Source organism: Anaeromassilibacillus sp. Marseille-P3371 (genome assembly GCF_900169665.1).
Taxonomy (GTDB): domain Bacteria; phylum Bacillota; class Clostridia; order Oscillospirales; family Acutalibacteraceae; genus Anaeromassilibacillus.
In genome coordinates this window covers 3004804-3024544 of sequence record NZ_LT835157.1, presented here as the reverse complement: position 1 = coordinate 3024544, position 19741 = coordinate 3004804, and the positions used below count along the sequence as shown (strand labels likewise).

Genomic DNA, 19741 nt, shown 5'->3' with positions numbered 1-19741 from the left:
GATGAAGAAAATACGGTATCTCCTTTTTGGCTATCAGGTTGCGCAAGGGAAGGTCGTAGAAAACCCTTCTGAAAAGAAACTTGTCGTGGAGCTTTACCAGAGGTACCTGCAGGGTTGGTCTATCAAACAATTGGCGCTGTATGCGGAACAAAGCGGAATCCCATATCGGGAAAACTCAGATAGCTGGAACAAGAATATGATTACCCGGATACTGGAGGATGAACGCTATTGGAACGGAAAGCAATATCAGCCCATTATAAGCAAGGAACTTGCAGAGAAAGTCCTCCAATTAAAAAAGAGTAAAGCCACACCATACTCAAATATCCGATTTGCTCAAAAGAAGATGATATGTCCAGTCTGCGGGAAGCGATTGAACCGAAACAGCCAGAAGAACCCTGTTATATTTTGGGATTGCAAAGGTTGCCAAAACCGCTTCGGCCCCATTTCCGACAATGAACTGCAGCAGGCAATCACAGAAAAGCTGAGGGCTATTTGCCGGAACCCACAGATGACAGAGCCGGAACGATCAACTAATAACAGTCTATTCATACAGGAGGCCCGATTGACCAACGAAATCAATCAACTGCTGGATCAGCGTGAAGTAGATACAGATAGGCTGCTTCCCCTGATTTTGGAATGCGCTGCCGAAAAGTATAAGACCTGCGGGATCAAGGAATCTGACCACCTCACCATCAGAATAAAGGCTCTTTTTCAGGAGCATAGCAACGACGAGGGACTGGATCGGGAACTTTTCGAGCAGACCGTAAAGCAGGTGATCCCGCAGCCGGATGGTTCCATCCGGTTTCAGTTGCTGAATGGAAAAATAGTTTGAAAGGAGCGAACTTCCATGCCGAAAAAGGTAGTCATGGAAATCCCGGCAAACCCTATGCTGGGCGATTTGCGAAAGCGAAAACGGAAGCTGAGAGTTGCGGCTTATTGCCGAGTAAGCACCGAGGAAGAAGAACAGCAAAACAGTTTTGAAGTGCAGGTGGACTATTACACCGAAAAGATCACCCATCACGATGGCTGGCAGCTTGCCGGAATTTTTGCAGACGATGGGATCTCCGGGGTACGGACCAAAAAAAGGGATCAATTCAATGAAATGATAGAGCTCTGCAGGAAGAAGAAAATAGACCTCATCCTGACAAAATCCATTTCCCGATTTGCAAGGAATACCCTCGACTGCATCAAGCACGTCCGAATCCTCAAAAGCTGGGGCATCCCCGTGATATTCGAGAAAGAAAACATCGACACCTCGAATATGAACAGCGAAATGATCCTGACCTGCCTGAGTTCCTTTGCACAGGCCGAAAGCGAATCCATCAGCGGCAACGTCACCAAAGGAATCCGCATGGGATACAAGCAAGGGCGGTTTGCCTTCCGCTACACCGGCTTTGCCTTTCAAAAGGGGCTGGACGGAGAACCTGAAATCATCCCCAAGGACGCCCAAACCATTCTCATGATCGCACGGGAATTCCTGAACGGCGACAGCCTGAAAGGAATCAAGGAAAAGTTGGAGAAAGCAGGCATCCCAAGCCCTGCGGGAGAGCCGAAATGGACAACACAGACGATCCAGCGAATCCTCCAGAATGAGAAATACGCAGGCGACGTCCTGCTGCAGAAAACCTACACCGCCGATTTTTTGGAAGGAAGGGTAAAGAAAAATAACGGCGAGCTCCCGCAATACTACATCAAAGATAACCATCCGGCTATCATCCCAAGAGAAATGTTTTTTGAAATTCAGGAAGAACTCGCCCGGAGAAGAAGCAAAAAGCCCGCCAACACCAAGAAAGCAAAAACCAACCGTGGCAGGTTTACCAGTAAATACGCCCTATCCGAAAGGCTGGTCTGCGGGGACTGCGGATGTTATTTCCGCAGGGTAACATGGAACATTCACGGGAGAAAGCAAATCGTCTGGCGGTGCATCAACCGGCTGGAGTTCGGGCCGAAATCCTGTGGAAAATCACCCAGCCTTGAAGAAACCGCCCTCCACACTGCCATACTGGAAGCCATCCGTTCTCTTGTTCATGGGCAGCAGGAAGAAATGGCTGCGGCGCTGCAGGATACCCTGATACAGTGCATCGCCGGAGAAAAGGAAGAAACCAGCCCCATTGTCATAGAGAACAAAATCAAGGAACTGGAAACCGAATTTGACCGGCTGCTGGTTCTGGCAGCTGACGAAAACGACATCATTGACTATAAGCTGAAACAAATCAGCGGAACCATCCTCAAATTGAAGCAGCAGAAAAAGCGGATCGAATACACCGCAGAGCGTTCCGAAGTAATGGAATCCAAAGCCAAAGAAGTCATGGGGCTGATTTCCGCAGAGGATCTCGACCTAACAGAATACTCCGACGCCTTAGTGTACCGCATCATTGAAAGAATCACCGTACTTTCCAAAGAGGAAATCCGCATCCGTTTCATAGGCGGATTTGAGATCACACAGCCACTTCGCTAAGAAGCAGGTACAGAGAAATGCTGGCAGACCATATGCTGTCGGTATTTCTCTGTACCTGCTTTTTTCGTTGAGCAATCGATTAATTTGTGATATAATTTTAAAAATAAACAAGTTGTAAAATATACTTTTAAATTCGTGCTCCTCGGAATATAGGGGGTAGAAATATGAATATTGAATGTTTAGCACCGTTTCCTGCACCAGAAAAGGTTATCATTAAGGATGCGGAGGGCGACACTCGAGTCCCATATGAACGAGTAAAAAGTTATGACGATAAGGAATTTGAATTGTTTATACGGGAATGGGTTGTATCATTAAAAAACAAATATCAAGTTCGCGGCTTCGGAGGTGCAGGTGACAAGGGCCGCGATGTTGTGGCCAAAGATGGAAATAATCACTACTCATATTACCAATGTAAGCACTATGATCATCCTTTAACTCCTAGTGATATGCTACCGGAGTTCGGCAAGTTGGTATACTATACGTACATTGACGAAATTCCTCTTCCGCATGAATACTACATTTTAGCTCCAATGGATATTGGGGCCAAGCTTAATGACTTAATTGATACCCCATCTAATATAAATGGAATGCTCATTGAAAAATGGGATAGTAATTGTCGCACTAAGATTACAAAAGAACCAATAGGTCTCAGTCCAGAGCTGAAGTCGTATATTGAAAGCTTTGACTTTAGTATTATAAAGACAAAATCCATGCTGGAAGTAATTGAAGAACATAAATCTACTGCATTTTATGCATTTCGCTTTGGCGGAGGATTAACAGTAACACGAGATAGACATATTACCGTACCCGATGTAATAGAAAAATACGAAACAATATATATCCAAAAATATCTTGCTGCAGTCTCTGAAAGAGAAAAGGTTTCTATTGATACTGTATCAGAGTTAGCACACAAATTTCCAAAATATATGGCGAATTTAAAAGTTCAGCGAGAGCGCTTTTATTCAGCTGAAAACTTAAAAACATTTGCATCTAAGCATTTATTGACTGATGACTATTTCAAGGACTTGGTTGACGATATTTATTACGGAATATATGATTTGCTTGGGAAGCTCTATGCTGATGGATACGAGCGTCTAAATGATGTTATGGCACAAGTAGTCCGGATAGACTTAAAACATAATCTTTTGTCAAAATATGATTTAGTCCACCCGCAAGATAGGCAGGGAATATGTCATCAGTTAGCTAATGAAAGAAGTGATATTGTATGGGCGAATACAAACTAGAGCATATTTTCGACCAGCTTTTTGAACACATGGTTGTTGGAATGATTTTTTTCACGCACCCAAATACATTGACCATCGATACTATTGAGCAAATTTGTAATCAAGAGAAAATTTCAAAGTTATCACCACTTGTCGCCACTGCAGACCTAGTGTCTCATGGTATTATTTCTGCTCATATTGATGACAAACAAAATGTGGGTTACGAGATCACAGAATTCGGACAGTACTTTTTTAATACGGTTTGTCAGACAAATATATATGCACGAGAACTGTGTGAGAAAGTACGAGGGTATTTGCTATGAAAAGAATGATACTTACAAAACTAACCCTCTCAGGAGTCGGAAAAAAAGATGCAGTCTTGACCTTCGAAAGAGGTTTAAATGTAATTACTGGAGATTCCGACACAGGTAAAACATTTGCCTTTCAATGTATCAATTATATACTAGGCGGTGAAAATCCTCCCAAGAATATTACTGAAGCCAAAGATTATAATACGATTACTTTGGAGTTCACTATCAATGATGAATTATACAGAATTGAAAGAACGATTGGCTCAAGTAAAGTTTCTATTGTGCACAATGGCGAACACCTAATAATGCCTTATAAGCATGACCCAACAAGCACTAAGAACCTTTCTAGGTATCTACTGCAATTGTTACAAGGTCATTCTGAGAATGCTTACTTGAAAAAGAATAAGCAGAACCAAAAGCGTACACTTTCGTTTCGGGATATAGTTCATTTAATAACAGTTGATGAAACAGATATTATTGCAGAGGGGTCATCGTTTCAGTCGATTCAATACACAGAAAAAACCGCTAGAAAATCTGTTCTCAAATATATAATAACTGGCTCAGATGATCAAAATATTGAGGAAATTGATGATGTAGAAAACGAAAACATTCGGCGAGCAGGTGTTGTACAGTTTCTTGTAAAGAAAAAAGATATATTAAAAAGAAAAATTACAGCAATTGAAGAAGACTCGAACTATCAACTATATACTAAAGCAGAAACAACACAGTTGATGGTTGAAGAGATAAGTCAACTGAGAAATAGTATATCTCTTTTAAGTGCACAGATAACTCAAAATCAAACTAAAGTTGATGAATTAAAAAAGCTGTGCTTCGAAGATGATGCCAAAATTACCGAATTTGAAATACTAAAACAACATTATACGGAAGAACTGAAACGAAACGGTATGGTTTCAACATATACTGATTTCCTTGAGCAGCTTCCGCACTTAGACTGTCCAGTTTGTCACCAGACAATTACAGCAGGTTTAATAGACTCAGATAGTAGTGAAGCTCTATTTGAATTTTTCAAAGATCATGCTGTTCAACTAAAAAGTAAAATTCAAGATCTAACATACTCCATAAACGACATCAAAGAGCGACTTGAAAGCAACAAAGAGTCAATCAGATGCTTTTTAGAAGAAAATAAGAAATTATCGGAGACGATTGCTGAAAAACAAGCATCATTGTCCAAGCTTAACAGGAATATTGCAACAATTAGACAACTCGATGCAATGAAAAAATCCCTTGAAATTTATCAGCAAGATTTATCTTCCGTTGAACTTGATATTATTGCGTATAGCGAAAAAGTCAAAAAATCAAAGCAATCTACAAACAAGTCTCTTTCAACTCTTTATAATGACTATTGCAGTGAAATTGAAAGCGTTTTAAAGAAATGGGGACTCCCGGAAAATGTAGATGTGACTTTTGATGCTGAAACGCTGGATCTATCGATTGATGGAAAAGCTCGCTCTGACTGGGGAAAAGGCTATCGGGCATTTATTCTATCTGCCATGGTCATCGGATTAATGCGCTATTGCGTTAAGAACAATCGCCTACATCCCGGATTTGTTATACTAGATTCACCGCTTGTCTCTTTAAAGGAACGCAAGAAGGATGAAAGTGGTGAATGGATTGATGACTATATGGAAAAGAAAATGGTTGAAGATATTTTGGAAGAAGATTGCCTGCATCAAGTCATTATATTTGAGAATAAAGATATCAAATATGGCTATCAATATAACTATGTGGAATTCACCCACGAAGGTAATGCTCACAAAGGCTTTATTCCTTTGTAATAAAGCAGAGTAATGTTTATATCTTCTTTAGTCTAACAATACATATATCTCTACCACTCAAAAATCTTAATATCAAAAGGAAAGCTATCTATATTTAAATTAGAAGCTTTCCTTTTTGGGGTATCTTTTTTGTAGCGTAAACCCAAACCAATATAATCCGAACTTGTTTCCGATAGGAGATGGGTTCGGATTATTGCTTTTCTTTGACCGCTATGAAACCACCCATTTCCGCAACAGAGTGGGCGCAAACCCACCTCTAAGCCGAGAGATCCACGGAAGAAGAAAGCAGCTCCATAAACGTAAAAAGGGCGGGCGCACCGTGTAAACGGCTGCGCCCGCCCTTTTTGCCATTCCTTCGTTTCGGCCTCCTGCTTCGGCCCATTCCGGGGAGACGTTCGGCGCCCCATGCTCCGGGACAGCCTGCGGAGGGTGGGATAGCCCGCAAGGAGATCGGGCAGTAGGTGATAGACAAGGGGTAGCTAACGGAGATTGATGCCGTAGGGGAAATGTAGACAGATGGATCTCCTTTTAAAATCTATATATACGAAATGTTCCGATTTAGTTCAAATATAATGAAAAATATGCGTTAAACAATTAGATTTGATAGTCTATTGCTTACTTCTTCAATTATATTTTAGCCTATTCACGATATTTATCCACTTCGGCATCGGTTCTGCTCAAATCCAACAGCACTGTTCGCTTCACTTGCGAAGCATATTTTTGTATCTTTTCCGCATGTGGCGTGGCAGACAAATCACAAATGCAAAAATCTGTTTGCTCAAGCATATTGATAATTACATCAAGACTGTCTGCATTATTTTCCAAACCCGCATGGCTTACACATCCCACAGCATGGCAGGGTGGGCAAAACCGTTCCAGCATATGGTCTAAATCGCCGTTGCTTTCGGCCAGTGACTTGCCGCTTATCATTCCTGTGATATGGAGTGTGTTGTGGTATGAGGTGGTCAATACAAACATAAAACTGGAGTGAATATATGACTGTTCCACATGGATGCACTTTATCCCATATGCCGAGGTCAGAAAATCAAAAATACCTTTGAAGCGGCTTAGCGAGCCGTATGTAGCCTCACCCAAAATAAAGAGGCCGCAGGTATGCTCTCTTTGCTTCTGTTCTGTGGCCATCGCTTTGTTGTACCGCAGGGACAGATGCTTACGGATTGTTCTGCATCCATGTTGCAGGAGCTGCCGTGCCCGTTCCCGGCTAACCTCCAGTGCTGTGCCAGCTTCTATCAGTGAGCAGCCTTCGTTCATGCTTTGAAAAACAATTTGTTCTTTTTCTGTCATAAGCGGAGCAGTCTCTAAAATGGCTTCCTCTGTTTCGGGGCTTGTCAAGCTGATGATGTTCAGTGCGGCTTGTCCTTTGGGGATATGGCTTTCAGCATCGTATAACTTGCCATAGTTGTAACTGATAAGGTGCGTGGATTTTTGCACTGACCACTTCAATAGCTTCTTACGAGGTATGGTAACATCATATTTCTTTGTGGGACTAAATTGAAGTGTAACTACTTTATTGGGAATAAAAATAGGAACTTTTGTATATTTCGCATTATCCTCCAGAAGCACCAGAGTAATCGTGACTTTTTGAGGAAAGCAGGTTCTGGCTCTCAATGCTGCCAACATACAAAGATAGTAAAATCTACCCCTCGGATAAATCAAAAATTCTACCGTCTCATGGTACTCTATGATTTGCTCGACCACCGTTTGCAGCCTATGTTCAAGGTCTGCATCGTACACTTCCTCATGTCCTATGAATGAGCAAACCGCTATTGGCTGTTTTTCTTTCTCGTGTTCTGTCATACCCTGTTTGGATTTTGCACACACATCAGTCCACCTCCGTTTTTCGCCTGTCAATAAAATCATTTCTTCTTTTGGTACTTCAGTAGATGAAATAGGGAATATCGATTGGTACTAACAGATGAATTTTCTCTCCCTCAATTACCCGAATTCGGGTAATTGAGGGTATGATTATTGCTATCATGAAGACACTATCCTTAGGCTAAGGAGGGACTTCAGATAGCAGTAATGGATTATGGGTATGCACGAATTCTTGTTGACCGAATTTTGTCACTCTGTAAGTCCAAAGGAATATCGATTAATAAACTGTCGGAAATGAGTGGAGTTAGTCAGTCAACTCTTGATAATTTGGTAAATGGTAAGACATTTAATCCCAGAATTCGGACACTTCACCGAATTGCTCTTGCATTCAGCATGACGGTAGCCGAATTTTTGGATTTTCAAACCTTAAATGACTATTCTTTTGAAGATTTATCTGATGATTGAGGACGGGCACATTGGTTGATGTTGCCTGTCTTTCTTTTTATTTTACCATAAGTCTAGGTGTATTGCTACGGTTTTTATCATCAACTTGTATGTATTCTTCGTGAGAGTGTTGGGGGCTACACTCTTATATAGAGGCGGTGTAATGCTATGCCAAGAATATTGAAAAATATAAACATTGAAGTTGGTAACAGAATCAAGCAACAAAGGCTTGCTCAGAATTTAACTCGTGAGCAGTTGGCACAGCTTTCAGGATATAGCGCTAACTTTATTCAGGAAATAGAGCGTGGCCGCTCTGGGTTATCTTCTGAATCTATGCGTGCTTTCGCCATCGCACTTAAAGTTTCATCTGATAGCTTACTTTTTGGCAGTGTATCAGAAAGCTTTGAATTTCTTTTCGATAAATTGAACGCTGTACCGCAGGAAAAAAGAAAATATGTTATTAAAGTTATTGAGGCGGCTATTGATTGTGCTGTATCTCAAGACGGACCAGATGTTTTGTAATAGCGTCTAATCGGTTGCGGAATATAGAATTAAGGACGGGACGGACACCATCACCTTTGACGACTTGAAAGCGGCGCTGGATAAAGGAAAAACAGGTTCGGATTTGGATTGTTCAACTGCACCAACCAAGAAAGCTACGTTTTAGGCCTGTTATACATGCCTGAACGTAGCTTTTTTATGTCCTAATCTCTGTTGCATCGACTTTTAGGCACAATTATGGAGACGCTGCTGTAATTGAGAAGATTAAGCAGAGGTGAAGAGAGAAAAGGGTTATGAGACAAAATTTCGAAAGGACAGCCCATACCGGATCAGTACCCATCAGAGGACAAATAAGGAGAGATATTCAAATATAAGAGGATAGATCTTGTAAGAGGTCGTTTGGTTCGATTTGAGACACCATTTGACTTTGGCATGTTTACTTGAGAGAAATAATTCGAGAAACTATTTTAAGGAATGCAGGAAGAGGTCATTGAAAAGCAGATGCCTAAGATAACAAATGTAACGGGAACAGCCAAGAAAGATGAACTGTATATGCGTGAACGGAAGGTGTTACAAAAATTTTTAAATTAAATAGAGAAAATCTTTTGCAGCCTGCCAAAGTCTTTTTTGAAGTATAAGAAGTGGGTAGTTTTCAATCGATGTCCAAGTCGAGTGATTTAGGCTCAGAGCTACGCACGGGCCGACGTAATAAAACATAGATTGGGATAGGCCTTTCCGCCTAATTACAATTGATGGAGAGAGACTCATGAAAATATATCCGAATCAAGATTTACAACACCAGGATTGTGGCTGTCCTGTGCCACTTCCGTATTACTGTTGTATTCCTGGACCGCGGGGACCACAAGGTCCTACTGGTATGGGTGAAACCATTGCTATCCGAAATACCATTACAGGGGAACCTGGAACAGAAGCACGGGTGTATGATATTACTGGGGGCCCACAGCATGTGTTAGATTTTGTTATCCCAAGAGGACAAACGGGTATTCAGGGATTACCGGGGAGTACTGGTCCAGTCGGCCCACAAGGGGTACCAGGTAGTGCAGGTCCGGCCGGTCCCCAGGGTGCAACAGGAGGCCCAGGTCCGACCGGCCCCCAGGGAGCGACAGGAGGCACAGGCCCGACTGGCCCTCAGGGTGCAACAGGAGGTACAGGTCCGACCGGTCCACAGGGAGCGACAGGAGGCACAGGCCCGACTGGTCCACAGGGAGCGACAGGAGGCACAGGTCCGACCGGTCCACAGGGAGCGACAGGAGGCACAGGTCCGACTGGTCCACAGGGAGTACCAGGTAGCACAGGCCCGACCGGCCCCCAGGGTGCAACAGGAGGTACAGGTCCGACTGGTCCACAGGGAGCGACAGGAGGCACAGGCCCGACTGGTCCCCAGGGGGCGACAGGAGGTACAGGTCCGACCGGTCCCCAGGGGGCGACGGGGCCAGCTGGCTCTACATCCAGTGGCTTAGCAGCATATGGTGGCTTATATAATACCACTACACAGCTGCTTTTCTTTACTCAGGCAGATATGTATATTCCCGTGTCCCTCAATACAGCAATGCCTGCAAAAGGTGTTTCTTATCCAGCGGCCAATACGCTGGTCGTAGAAACCGAGGGGGACTACGAAATCAACTATAATATTCTATTAAATACATCCAAGCCGGTCACTGTCTCGATTGGAGTGCGTCAAAACGGTACTATGGTGCAACAAACTAGAGGATCACAGACATTGGCTACCGATGATACAACCGGGATATCCTACGATGGGCGCCTAGTTTGTTCGACCATTGTACACCTAAATGCCGGAGATACACTGGACCTGGTGATTTCGATTTTGCGTACCTTGCCCGATAATTTGGATGCAATAATCAATGGAAATGCAAATGCAACATTGACGGTTAAAAAGCTGGATTCTATACCAAACGACGCATGATTCAACCATTAAATCACGCGCGAACGCATGTATGAAAAAGACTCCTGTATATTTTAAGACAAACTTATACTGTAAGATCATTCATTCGAAAGACTTTATTGAAAGAGTTGGCATGCTTCGAATCGTTTCGAGTCCAGAAATGGGAATCAACTAGGTTGTATTTTTTCCTTGTAAGGACACCTTTTCATGAAAAGAGTTTTAGATTTACTCTTAAAAGACTATCATAGAAAAAGCCAAGGATATGTAATCCTTGGCTTTTTCTTCGTACATCACCGTAAGAATCCGTCTATTATGCCTCTTATAATTCGATCAAAAGATGGTCTTCTTTGTTTTAACGTACCACTTTTGTTGAGAATGGCCTTTGATCGGTCAGAAAGCTTTCCTTACGGCAGTTACATATCCCATCCATTATTCCGTTGGACAGGAAAGAACTCATTGGTGGTATTTTAAATGTATCAAAGGGTGATGTCCAAAATGCCACGTTCTAGCATGGATTGTGCAGCCAACATGGCGCCTAACCGGCCGCTATGGAAGTTTAGCCCTCCCTGCATCCAGGCAGCGTACGGTTCACGCAGAGGCGCATCAGCAGACAGCTCAATGCTAGCACCCAAAGTGAAAGCACCGGCAGCCATAATGACTTTACAGTCATAACCGGGCATATCCCAAGGTTCCGGAGTGACAAATGCGTCCACCGGAGCTCCCTTTTGGATGCCTTGGCAAAAGGCAACCAATGCTTCCTCCTGGCGGAGCAGAACCGCTTGAATGATGTCCGCACGCGGTTCATCTGGCTTAGGCGTCACATCATAGCCAAACGAATGGAAAAGTGCCGCTGTAAATGCCGCCGTTTTGAGCGCTTCCCCTGTGACATGGGGGGCATGGAACGCGCCCATGAATAGTTCCCGATTGTTTCCAAGTGTACAACCGATCTCCTTTCCAGTTCCCGGCGTGGTCAGGCGGTAAGAACAGCTTTCGACCAAATTCTTACGTCCTGCAATGTAACCACCTGTCGGGGCCACACCGCCTCCGGGATTCTTAATCAGAGATCCCGCCATCAGATCAGCACCATGGCTGGCCGGCTCGTCGCGCTGAACAAATTCCCCATAGCAGTTGTCCACCATAACGATACAATCGGGCGCCTTTTCCTTTGCGATTTTGGCTATGCGCTCAATGTCCTCTACGAAAAGGGAGGGACGCAAACTGTATCCGCGCGAACGTTGAATGTAAACCATTTTGATCGCAGGAGTTATACGTTGGGCAATCGTTTCGTAGTCTGGCGTCCCATCCGGCAATAGATCCACTTGCTGGTATTGTATCCCAAACTCCTTTAAGGAACCATTTCCATCTCCGGTCAGCCCGATCACCCCACGTAGAGTATCATAAGGCAAACCGGTAACACTGAGCATGGTATCTCCCGGGCGCAAAACGCCAAAAAGCGCGACAGTAAGCGCGTGGGTACCACTCACAAAGTTGTAGCGCACCAACGCATCTTCCGCACCAAGCGCTTTCGCATACACCTGGTCGAGCACCTCGCGCCCGCGGTCTCCATAGCCATAGCCGGTAGAAGCGGCAAAGTGACTCTCGCTTACACCGGAATCAATAAATGCAGCCAACATCTTTTGCTGGTTGTAATCGGTGATTTCGTCAATGTGCTTGAGCACAGGAGCGATCTCCTCCATAGCATGCCGAGCCGCTCTTTGGATTCGTTCATCAATTTGAAATGCGGGGTATATCATGGGATTTGTTCTCCTTTTTCCAGTTCCCGGCACACTACAAGTTGTTTTCGTGAATTCCGTTGTAAGTGCACCTTTTATAGATGTATAGTCGATCGTTGATCGAAAAAGATTCTATAATCGACTGTAAGCATTGCATTTTTATGGACCTTTGTGCGCCAAATAACAGGCTATAGGTGGACTCGTATGGCCCATTACCAGGGCCCATCCGTTACCTGGGACGTAAAGATAAGACGGACTGCCGCTTTACTTGAAACAACATAAGTTACAGACCGTTTAGACATCGCGAATAATAGGACGGAATGCGTTCCGATGAAGAACGTACAAACGGGGAAAATACTCATTCACTTTTATATAGGTTGCAATGGCGGGTAGCCATCTGATTATTTCACACAAAAAACACTTCGCCGCGATTGGATGATTTTAGAACCTCACCATCTGCGAATTTTGGATGGAATACACGGTCGAGAAAACAAGGCGCCGCCAAGTCCCATCGATGGGGCGCTTGTCCCTATACAGCGTAGAATGGGTTCATGCGGCCACCAGTGTGGATAAGCGCAGAAGTGCCTGTGTAGGGATGCTTTTGCATCTATTGGGAGAGCACTTCATGCAGGGGCATATCAGCACCATTAACTCGTTCGAAATCCTAAGCGCTTTGATTCATACGCTCTGCGTCAGGGGGCTGCCCAAGAAGATTTTAGACAGCTGCCGCTCAAACATCCTGCCATATCCCCAAAAGGCACGGGAGAAACTTGCCTTTTTGGATTACCAATCCATTGTCCTGAAAATCAGAGGGACACGATCGTTGGATGGGGATGAAACCGGGCCTTCCCAAAATTTTGACTTCGTTCGCAATACCCTTTCAATCAACCCGGAAATGGCTTTACCGGCGAAATGACGGGTTTTCCTTCGCGGTCGAGCAGGGGTGTCAGGCCGCCTGCATATCCGTCACAGACCTGCAAATAGTTCACACCGGTCCTTTGGTCCACAAGGATGCGGACAATATCCATCGTTCCTTGTGAATAAATGACTTCGAAACGTTTTTCTTTCATAGAGCATCCCTTTCTTGTAAAGATAATTCGGCAAACCCACAGTGCCTTGTAAAGCCGAGCGATTGATAAAATTCTTCGTTTTCGCCAGCAGCCCGGAAAATATAAAAGGTTTTGACCGGAAGGCTTGTAGCCAATGTACGTACAATATTCGTTCCCAATCCGCGGCGCCTAGCTTCTGGTTGGACGGCGACAGCAGACAACACAGCCGCATCTTCGGTCCAAGCAGAACAGATTGCACATGCAACGAGGGAGTTCCCCTCCTGGATAGCAGCGGAACAGGCGGTACCATGGCGGGTGCGATGGGACAGGTCGAGATAAAAGGGTTCAAACGCGGGGGGGTGGAACTGCGCTGCCTGACATGCACACAACAAAGGATACAGCAGGCGCGGGCTGGGATTCCAGACAATCCCTTCACCTTTAAATGGCTGCGGTGCATGGAGCGTCATGACCTCTCCGGCCTGTTTCCACGGAAAGGGCAGCGAGCGTGCGGCAGCCCCAGAACAGAGAAGAATTCGTGCGCCCACAGCGGGAAAGAATTCGGCCAGCTCGTCAAAGTCCGCATCCGGATGCGCATCCAGGATCATGGCATCGTCCAAGAGGCACATTGCCGCTTGTCTTGCTTGGACCCAGAAACGCGCGAAAGGATGTATGAAGCCATAGGCATTGGCTGTAGCACGAATCCGACAGGCAAAAGCGTTTCCTGTGAAGGGAACGAGCGCATCTTTACATTCCACAGACCGGATCATTCGCCGCCTGCAATCTTTTCCGCTAGACGCTCAATCAGCGTCTCCGCCTCGTGGAAATCCTTTTGGGAGATGATACTGACAGCGGAGTGTAGATATCGGCAGGGCAGGGACACCGCTACAGTGCGCACCCCTCCCCGCGCAACATGGATTGCACCTGCATCGTTGCCGCCGGCCACAGCCTGTTTGGTCTGACAGGAAACGCCAGTCTCCTGAGCAGCGTCAAAAGCCATCTGGTAGTATGCACGGTCATAGATGGTCCGGCGATCCATGAAGGAGATCACCGGTCCGGCGCCGACATGGCAAACCCGCTTGTCCTCGGGAACGCCCGCTATGTCCGCAGCGGTCGTACTTTCCACCACAATAGCGGCTTCCGGGTCTGCAATATAGGCAGCTGTTTTGGAGCCGTTTAGTCCGGTTTCCTCTTGTACGACAAATGCAAACAGCATGTCATAGGGCAAAGACTTTTTGATCAGATCGATCAGGATGACACATCCGGCGCGATCATCCAGAGCACGACTTTTTATCATACCGTGAGTAGTATCAAAGAGAGAGTCAAATGTCACGGGATCTCCCGGCGACACAACCGCTTCCGCCTCTTGACGGGTTAGCGCGCCAATATCGATGTAGAGGTCTTTGACCGGTACAGCTTTCTCGCGCTCTTCACTTGTGAGCAGGTGAATCGGTTTTGCTCCGATCACGCCGGGGATATGTTCCCCCACAGTGACCGGTTTTCCACACAAGACCCGGCGGTCAATTCCGCCGACCGTAGAGAAGCGGAGCAGACCGTTTTCTTCGATGTATGTGACCGTCATCCCCACCTCGTCCATATGGGCATTGAGCATCAGCTTTGTTTTGGCGCGCCTTTTCCCCTTTTTAAAGGCTAGGATGTTGCCGAGCGGCGTGATTTCCACACAGTCGGCGTATGGGCGGATTTCTTTCAGGATAATCTCACGGACCGCTTCCTCAAAGCCAGAAATTCCACGGGCACAACAGAGGCGCTCTAACAATTCAATATCCGCCATCTCATTCCACCCCTTTCACATATTCCGCCAGGAGGCGTGCAGTGTATTCCACGTCCTGGACATCGATGACCTCGACAGGCGTATGCATATAACGCAGAGGGATCGAAACCATCGCTGTGTGTACGCCGGCGCGTGACACAGCGATTCCATCCGCATTCGTACCAGTCTCTCCGCCCATGATCTCCATTGTAAAAGGAATCTCGTTCTTCTTGGCGAGCTCTTTCAGGCGATGAACCATCGGACGGTTGAGAATGGGCGCCATGCCGATCATCGGCCCACCGCCGAGTTTACCGCATTTTGCCGGGTCAACCCCAGGCTGTGCAGCAAAACTGACATCCACCACGATGGCCTCTGTGGGTTCCAAAGAGAAAGTTCCCGTCTGCGCCCCTTGTCCGCCCACTTCTTCACGGCTGCTCAACAGAACGGTAAGTCCACAGGAGAGATTCTCACCGTGCAGAAGTTGCGCACAACGGATTAAGGCTGCGCATCCGGCACGGTCATCCAATGCAGGGGATGCAATGCGGCTTCCTAACAGACGTTTTTGTGGCGCACGGATCAAGGCTCGGTCTCCGGGGGAGACGAGCGCTTCCGCTTCCTCTTTTGAGAGGCCAACATCCACAGCCATCCGATCGATGGATTCCACTTTGTCCTCTCCTCCCTCGACGAGGTGCGGAGGCATACAGCACATAACGCCTGTCAACGGTTCTCTACCATATACAGTGACAGGGCTACCGGGAAGAACCCGCCGGTCCGTTCCGCCACAACGGTCGATGCGGAGAAAACCATCCTTTTCGATTTGGGTAACAATCAAACCCACCTGATCTAAATGAGCATCCAGAAGTATCTGCCGTTGAGCGCCGCGGTTTCCCATACGGCATATGACGTTTCCCATTCGATCGATTTCGGTTTCGCCGCAATCCGAAAGCTCCCGCGCCGCGCGTCGGGCTGCCTCCGATTCATCGCCCGGCGTACCCGGTTCTGCACAGAGCGCAAAGAGTAATTCTTGAAGATCCTCTATCATAGCGTTCCTCCTCAAATTATCAAAACACGATTAGTATAATTTAAAAACAAAACAACGATTTGTATATATTGACAATATATACAGCGAAATCGATTCGGTTTGTCACAAGAGGACAAGGTTCGAATTGTTATATTAATTGACAACGAATCGTATAAAACAAAAAAATAATCCAACAAGTATTATTTTAAAGCGTTCACAAGGCGTTTGAAATGGTTCCCTCGCTCTGCGAAATTGACGTATAGATCAAAACTTGCGCTCGCCGGAGATAACGATACAATATCGCCTTCTCGGGCTTCAGCACGGCAGATCTCCACCGCTTGTTCCATCGAGCGCGCGTGAAGAATTTTTGGGCAGCCTTCTTCATAGGCAGGGGCAGCCTTCACCGCCGCTTCAATTTTTGGACCGGTTGCTCCCATAAGGACCAGAGTTTTGACCTTCCCCACGATCACCGGGCCGAGGCCATCGTATGGAATCTTTTTGTCATAACCGCCGGCGATCAGAATGATCTTGTGGTCATATAGGGACAGGGTGCCGCGCGCCGTGCGTGTCGGGCTCGTTCCGATGGAATCGTTGTACCACTTAACGCCGTCCAACTCGCGCACCAGTTCTGCACGGTGTTCTACACCGCCAAAGTTGCGGGCCACGATGCGGATGGTTTCAACATCCACGTCTCCCCAGACAGCACAGATAGCCGCCAGATAATTTTCTACATTAATGGCGCCTGGAATCTTAATTTCTGACGTATCCATCACATAGGTGTCCTCCGCTCCTCTGGAAAGCATAATACGTCCAGACTCGTTAACCCAAGCGCCATAAGCGCAGCGCCCGCGGCGGCTAAATGTATAGAGCTGCCCGCGGACTTCGGAGGAAAATCCCGCGGTAATGGCGTTGTCCATATTCAGGATTGTGCGCCCAAAGGCATTCTGGTGCAAGAAGATATTCTTCTTTGCATCAATGTATTCCTGCATATCCTTGTGGATATCCAGATGGTTGGGGGACAGATTGGTCACAACCGCCACGTCCGGGCTTTTGCGCATTGAAATCAATTGGAAGCTGGAGAGTTCTACAACCGCCACATCGTCTGCGGCAACGTGCTCAATTTCCGGAAGAAGCGGCCGGCCGATATTCCCCCCCAAATGGACGTTTTTCCCCGCCGCTTTTAAAAATTCCGAAATAATGGTGGTAGTGGTGGTCTTGCCGTCGCTGCCTGTCACGGCATAAATTTTACAGGGGCACAGATCAAAAAAGATCTCCATTTCAGAAGTGACAGCTGCACCGCGTGCACGTGCTGCTTCCAGCTCTGGCAAGGTGAATTTCATGCCCGGTGTTCGGAAGATGATGTCTTCATCCAGGTTTTGCAGGTAGGTTTCGCCCAGATGCAGCGTCACACCGCGGGCTTCCAAGCTGTCGCCCGTCTTGCCGAGCGCTTCTCTGGTACGCCGGTCCCGCGCGGATACGACCGCCCCTTTTTCCTGAAATAATGCGATCAACGGCAGATTGCTGCCGCCAATACCGCAAAACGTCACACGTTTTCCTTTGACCGATTGAAAAAATGCTTCCACTCTGCTGTCCATCAAACCGCCCCCGTCTTATCATTTTGCACCGTTTTATCCAGAAATCGTTCAGCAGTAGTATTATAGCGCGCGGCAAATCGTTTCGCAATCCAAATTCCGTATAATCGGGCGAGACGTTGCTAAAAATAACCACATCCCATGACCACAAAACAGGAAGGGCGGTCGAATTTTATGACAAAGAACCGAAAAGTGCTATTTTTGTCCCTGGCGTTGGTTGCAGTGATCCTGGTGCTCGGAGGGACCACGGTCAGCGGCTATGTACAGGCGTCGAAATACAAGATGAACCTGAATTACAATTATCAGCGTGCCGTGACAGATTTGGGCGATTGTGTGGACAATATTGAAAGTACGCTGAACAAGAGTATCTATGCCAATACGCCTACTCAACAGAACGGCCTGGCGGCGAAGTTGATGCGCGAAACCAGTATGGCAAAAGCAGCGCTGGGCGTATTGCCGCTGGAGGGCGGCGACCTTGCCAACGTAAATAAGTTTATCTCGCAGGTGGGCGATTTCTCAATGGCGCTGTCGAATAAAATTTCCGCAGGCGGCAGCATCAGCGAGGAGGAGTATGCCTCTATGGCAAATCTGGAACAGTATGCCAAAAAACTCAAAGAGGGGCTGAACGGAATTCAACCGGATTTTGATGCTGGACCGGTGAATGCCAGTTTCCAGCAGGCGGCGGACGATTTTACGGATTATCCGTCCTTGATCTATGACGGCCCGTTTTCCGATCATATTGGGCAACAGGAACCGAAACTTTTGCAGGGACAGGCCGAAGTACCCCAAGGAAACGCACAGAACAATGCAGCGTCGTTTTTGGGGGTTACCCAGGACAAACTGACCCACACCCAGGATAGCGAGGGCGGCCTTCCCACCTACAACTTTGACTGCGGAACCATACGAATTTCTGTGACCAAAGCGGGCGGGATTGTAAGCGCCATGACGGATGGCCGGGAAATCGGCGGTACGCGCTTGGATGCAGATGGCGCCCGCACTGCGGCGCAAGGCTTTTTGGAAGCAAAGGGCATTTACAATATGAAGGAGAGCTACTATGTCATCAACGATGGCATTTGTACCATCAACTACGCATATTCACAGGATGGTGTGACCTGTTATCCCGACCTGGTGAAAGTCGCCGTGGCTTTGGACACAGGAGGGGTTGTGGAATACAACGCAACCGGCTATATTATGAACCATACCGATCGTGGAACCCTAACGCCGAAGATTACACAGGAAGAAGCGCAGAAGTCCGTCAGCCCCCGTCTGAAAGTGGAGGGCGGTTCTTTGGCGTTGATCCCGACACCAGGGCTCAATGAAGTGTTGTGCTATGAGTTTCAGTGCACCGGGGAAAACGGCGACCGCGTTTTGGTCTATATCAACGCCTCCACAGGGATGGAGGAGCAGATTTTCATCTTGCTACAATCGGATTCTGGAGTCTTGGTAAAATGAGTGGAGGAGCGCGTGCAAGACCTTGTACGCGCTCCTTCTCTTTTCTGGATTCGATCTTCCAAAAGATGGAACGTGATAGTTTATGAATAAGTGTGTTGCTTGCCCGATCCGGTTCGATCACTCCCATTGTGTTCTTGTGTTTAGACAAACAGCCAGAGGTTTATGGAGGATACATTTGAAAGCCCCGCTTAGAGTTGTTTGACGACACATTTAAAAATAGAACCATTACAGCACGCAGAGAAGTGGATTCACCGGCCCACGGATAAACGTATGTCAAGGAATATAAAGGAAAGGAGAAGGTAGGACTGCCCAATTTGGCTGTAAGAAATTTTTTGAGACACAATACTAGGACAACCACAATAGACCAACCCCGATACAAGAAACAATTTATAGGTCCTTTGGGGATGACAGCGGGGATATTCTTTCTATAAAAGGGTACACCCCAACCAATCAACAAAAAGCTTGGCTGTTTTTCCAGGTCAATCGTTCGAAATGGTTTTGGCAAGTGCGCCAAAACCGTGTGAGAATTCTCTGCCTAAGATATTTTCCATTTCATTTTTGATATGGCTGGATTCAGCCGGAAATTCTGTGTTATTTATCCAGTCTGCTGTAAGAAGGTCAAGCCGGCCAGAG

17 protein-coding genes are annotated in these 19741 nt (G+C 46.5%); 10 read left to right on the top strand and 7 right to left on the bottom strand.

Annotation, left to right across the window (positions count from 1 at the left end; translation table 11 throughout):
* Position 1: 1 nt before the first annotated feature.
* From B9Y59_RS12685 to B9Y59_RS12665, 5 genes are all read left to right on the top strand, one after another.
* Positions 2-832, top strand: a complete 831-nt coding sequence (locus tag B9Y59_RS12685; protein ID WP_085533862.1) for a recombinase family protein — start codon at positions 2-4, stop codon at positions 830-832.
* Positions 833-847: 15 nt separating this feature from the next.
* Positions 848-2458: a recombinase family protein gene (locus tag B9Y59_RS12680; RefSeq protein ID WP_085533860.1), complete on the top strand. Its 1611-nt coding sequence runs from the start codon at positions 848-850 to the stop codon at positions 2456-2458.
* A 164-nt stretch (positions 2459-2622) separates the two neighbouring features.
* Complete coding sequence (locus B9Y59_RS12675) at positions 2623-3702, top strand: ABC-three component system protein (RefSeq protein ID WP_085533858.1); 1080 nt, start codon at positions 2623-2625, stop codon at positions 3700-3702.
* Complete coding sequence (locus B9Y59_RS12670) at positions 3684-4004, top strand: hypothetical protein (RefSeq protein ID WP_085533856.1); 321 nt, start codon at positions 3684-3686, stop codon at positions 4002-4004. Before B9Y59_RS12675 ends, B9Y59_RS12670 begins: the two co-directional genes overlap by 19 nt.
* The gene (locus tag B9Y59_RS12665; RefSeq protein WP_085533854.1) at positions 4001-5788 is read left to right on the top strand and encodes an AAA family ATPase; all 1788 of its coding nucleotides are present in this window, start codon (positions 4001-4003) and stop codon (positions 5786-5788) included. Before B9Y59_RS12670 ends, B9Y59_RS12665 begins: the two co-directional genes overlap by 4 nt.
* A 639-nt stretch (positions 5789-6427) precedes the next feature.
* On the opposite strand, the gene B9Y59_RS12660 is transcribed toward B9Y59_RS12665, so the two are convergent.
* Positions 6428-7630 (bottom strand): hypothetical protein, encoded by a 1203-nt coding sequence (locus B9Y59_RS12660; protein WP_085533852.1) that lies wholly within the window; start codon positions 7628-7630, stop codon positions 6428-6430.
* A 201-nt stretch (positions 7631-7831) separates the two neighbouring features.
* Here B9Y59_RS12660 and B9Y59_RS12655 point away from each other — a divergent pair, with 201 nt between their 5' ends.
* The 3 genes from B9Y59_RS12655 (at position 7832) to B9Y59_RS16655 (ending at position 10514) form a co-directional block, all read left to right on the top strand.
* Entirely contained in the window at positions 7832-8089 is a 258-nt protein-coding gene (locus tag B9Y59_RS12655) for a helix-turn-helix domain-containing protein (protein ID WP_085533849.1), read from the top strand.
* Positions 8090-8236: 147 nt separating this feature from the next.
* Positions 8237-8590, top strand: coding sequence for a helix-turn-helix domain-containing protein (locus B9Y59_RS12650; protein WP_085533847.1), 354 nt, complete (start codon positions 8237-8239; stop codon positions 8588-8590).
* Between the two features lie 856 nt (positions 8591-9446).
* Positions 9447-10514 carry a BclA C-terminal domain-containing protein gene (locus tag B9Y59_RS16655; RefSeq protein ID WP_198945624.1) on the top strand — a complete coding sequence of 356 codons (1068 nt, stop codon included), beginning with the start codon at positions 9447-9449 and terminating at the stop codon, positions 10512-10514.
* Positions 10515-10969: 455 nt separating this feature from the next.
* Here the strand turns inward: B9Y59_RS16655 and B9Y59_RS12635 are convergent, their stop codons facing one another.
* Positions 10970-12247 carry a methionine gamma-lyase family protein gene (locus B9Y59_RS12635; RefSeq protein ID WP_085533843.1) on the bottom strand — a complete coding sequence of 426 codons (1278 nt, stop codon included), beginning with the start codon at positions 12245-12247 and terminating at the stop codon, positions 10970-10972.
* Between the two features lie 448 nt (positions 12248-12695).
* On the opposite strand from B9Y59_RS12635, the gene B9Y59_RS12630 reads away from it, so the two are divergent.
* Positions 12696-13142, top strand: coding sequence for a hypothetical protein (locus B9Y59_RS12630; RefSeq protein ID WP_143255316.1), 447 nt, complete (start codon positions 12696-12698; stop codon positions 13140-13142).
* Here B9Y59_RS12630 and B9Y59_RS12625 read toward each other — a convergent pair.
* The 5 genes from B9Y59_RS12625 to murD all read right to left on the bottom strand — a co-directional run bounded on the left by B9Y59_RS12625 (position 13111) and on the right by murD (position 17659).
* Positions 13111-13296 (bottom strand): DUF6440 family protein, encoded by a 186-nt coding sequence (locus tag B9Y59_RS12625; RefSeq protein ID WP_085533840.1) that lies wholly within the window; start codon positions 13294-13296, stop codon positions 13111-13113. The two genes, B9Y59_RS12630 and B9Y59_RS12625, sit on opposite strands and share 32 nt — an antisense overlap.
* Positions 13293-14042 carry a GNAT family N-acetyltransferase gene (locus B9Y59_RS12620; RefSeq protein WP_085533838.1) on the bottom strand — a complete coding sequence of 250 codons (750 nt, stop codon included), beginning with the start codon at positions 14040-14042 and terminating at the stop codon, positions 13293-13295. The genes B9Y59_RS12625 and B9Y59_RS12620 overlap by 4 nt, the downstream gene beginning before the upstream one ends.
* Positions 14039-15064: a M42 family metallopeptidase gene (locus tag B9Y59_RS12615; protein WP_054323186.1), complete on the bottom strand. Its 1026-nt coding sequence runs from the start codon at positions 15062-15064 to the stop codon at positions 14039-14041. The genes B9Y59_RS12620 and B9Y59_RS12615 overlap by 4 nt, the downstream gene beginning before the upstream one ends.
* 1 nt (position 15065) lies before the next feature.
* Positions 15066-16085, bottom strand: coding sequence for a M42 family metallopeptidase (locus tag B9Y59_RS12610; RefSeq protein WP_242967311.1), 1020 nt, complete (start codon positions 16083-16085; stop codon positions 15066-15068).
* A 179-nt stretch (positions 16086-16264) separates the two neighbouring features.
* Entirely contained in the window at positions 16265-17659 is a 1395-nt protein-coding gene (gene murD / locus B9Y59_RS12605) for a UDP-N-acetylmuramoyl-L-alanine--D-glutamate ligase (RefSeq protein ID WP_085533836.1), read from the bottom strand.
* Positions 17660-17830: 171 nt separating this feature from the next.
* On the opposite strand from murD, the gene B9Y59_RS12600 reads away from it, so the two are divergent.
* Complete coding sequence (locus B9Y59_RS12600) at positions 17831-19108, top strand: PepSY1/2 domain-containing protein (RefSeq protein ID WP_054323184.1); 1278 nt, start codon at positions 17831-17833, stop codon at positions 19106-19108.
* Positions 19109-19741: the final 633 nt, after the last annotated feature.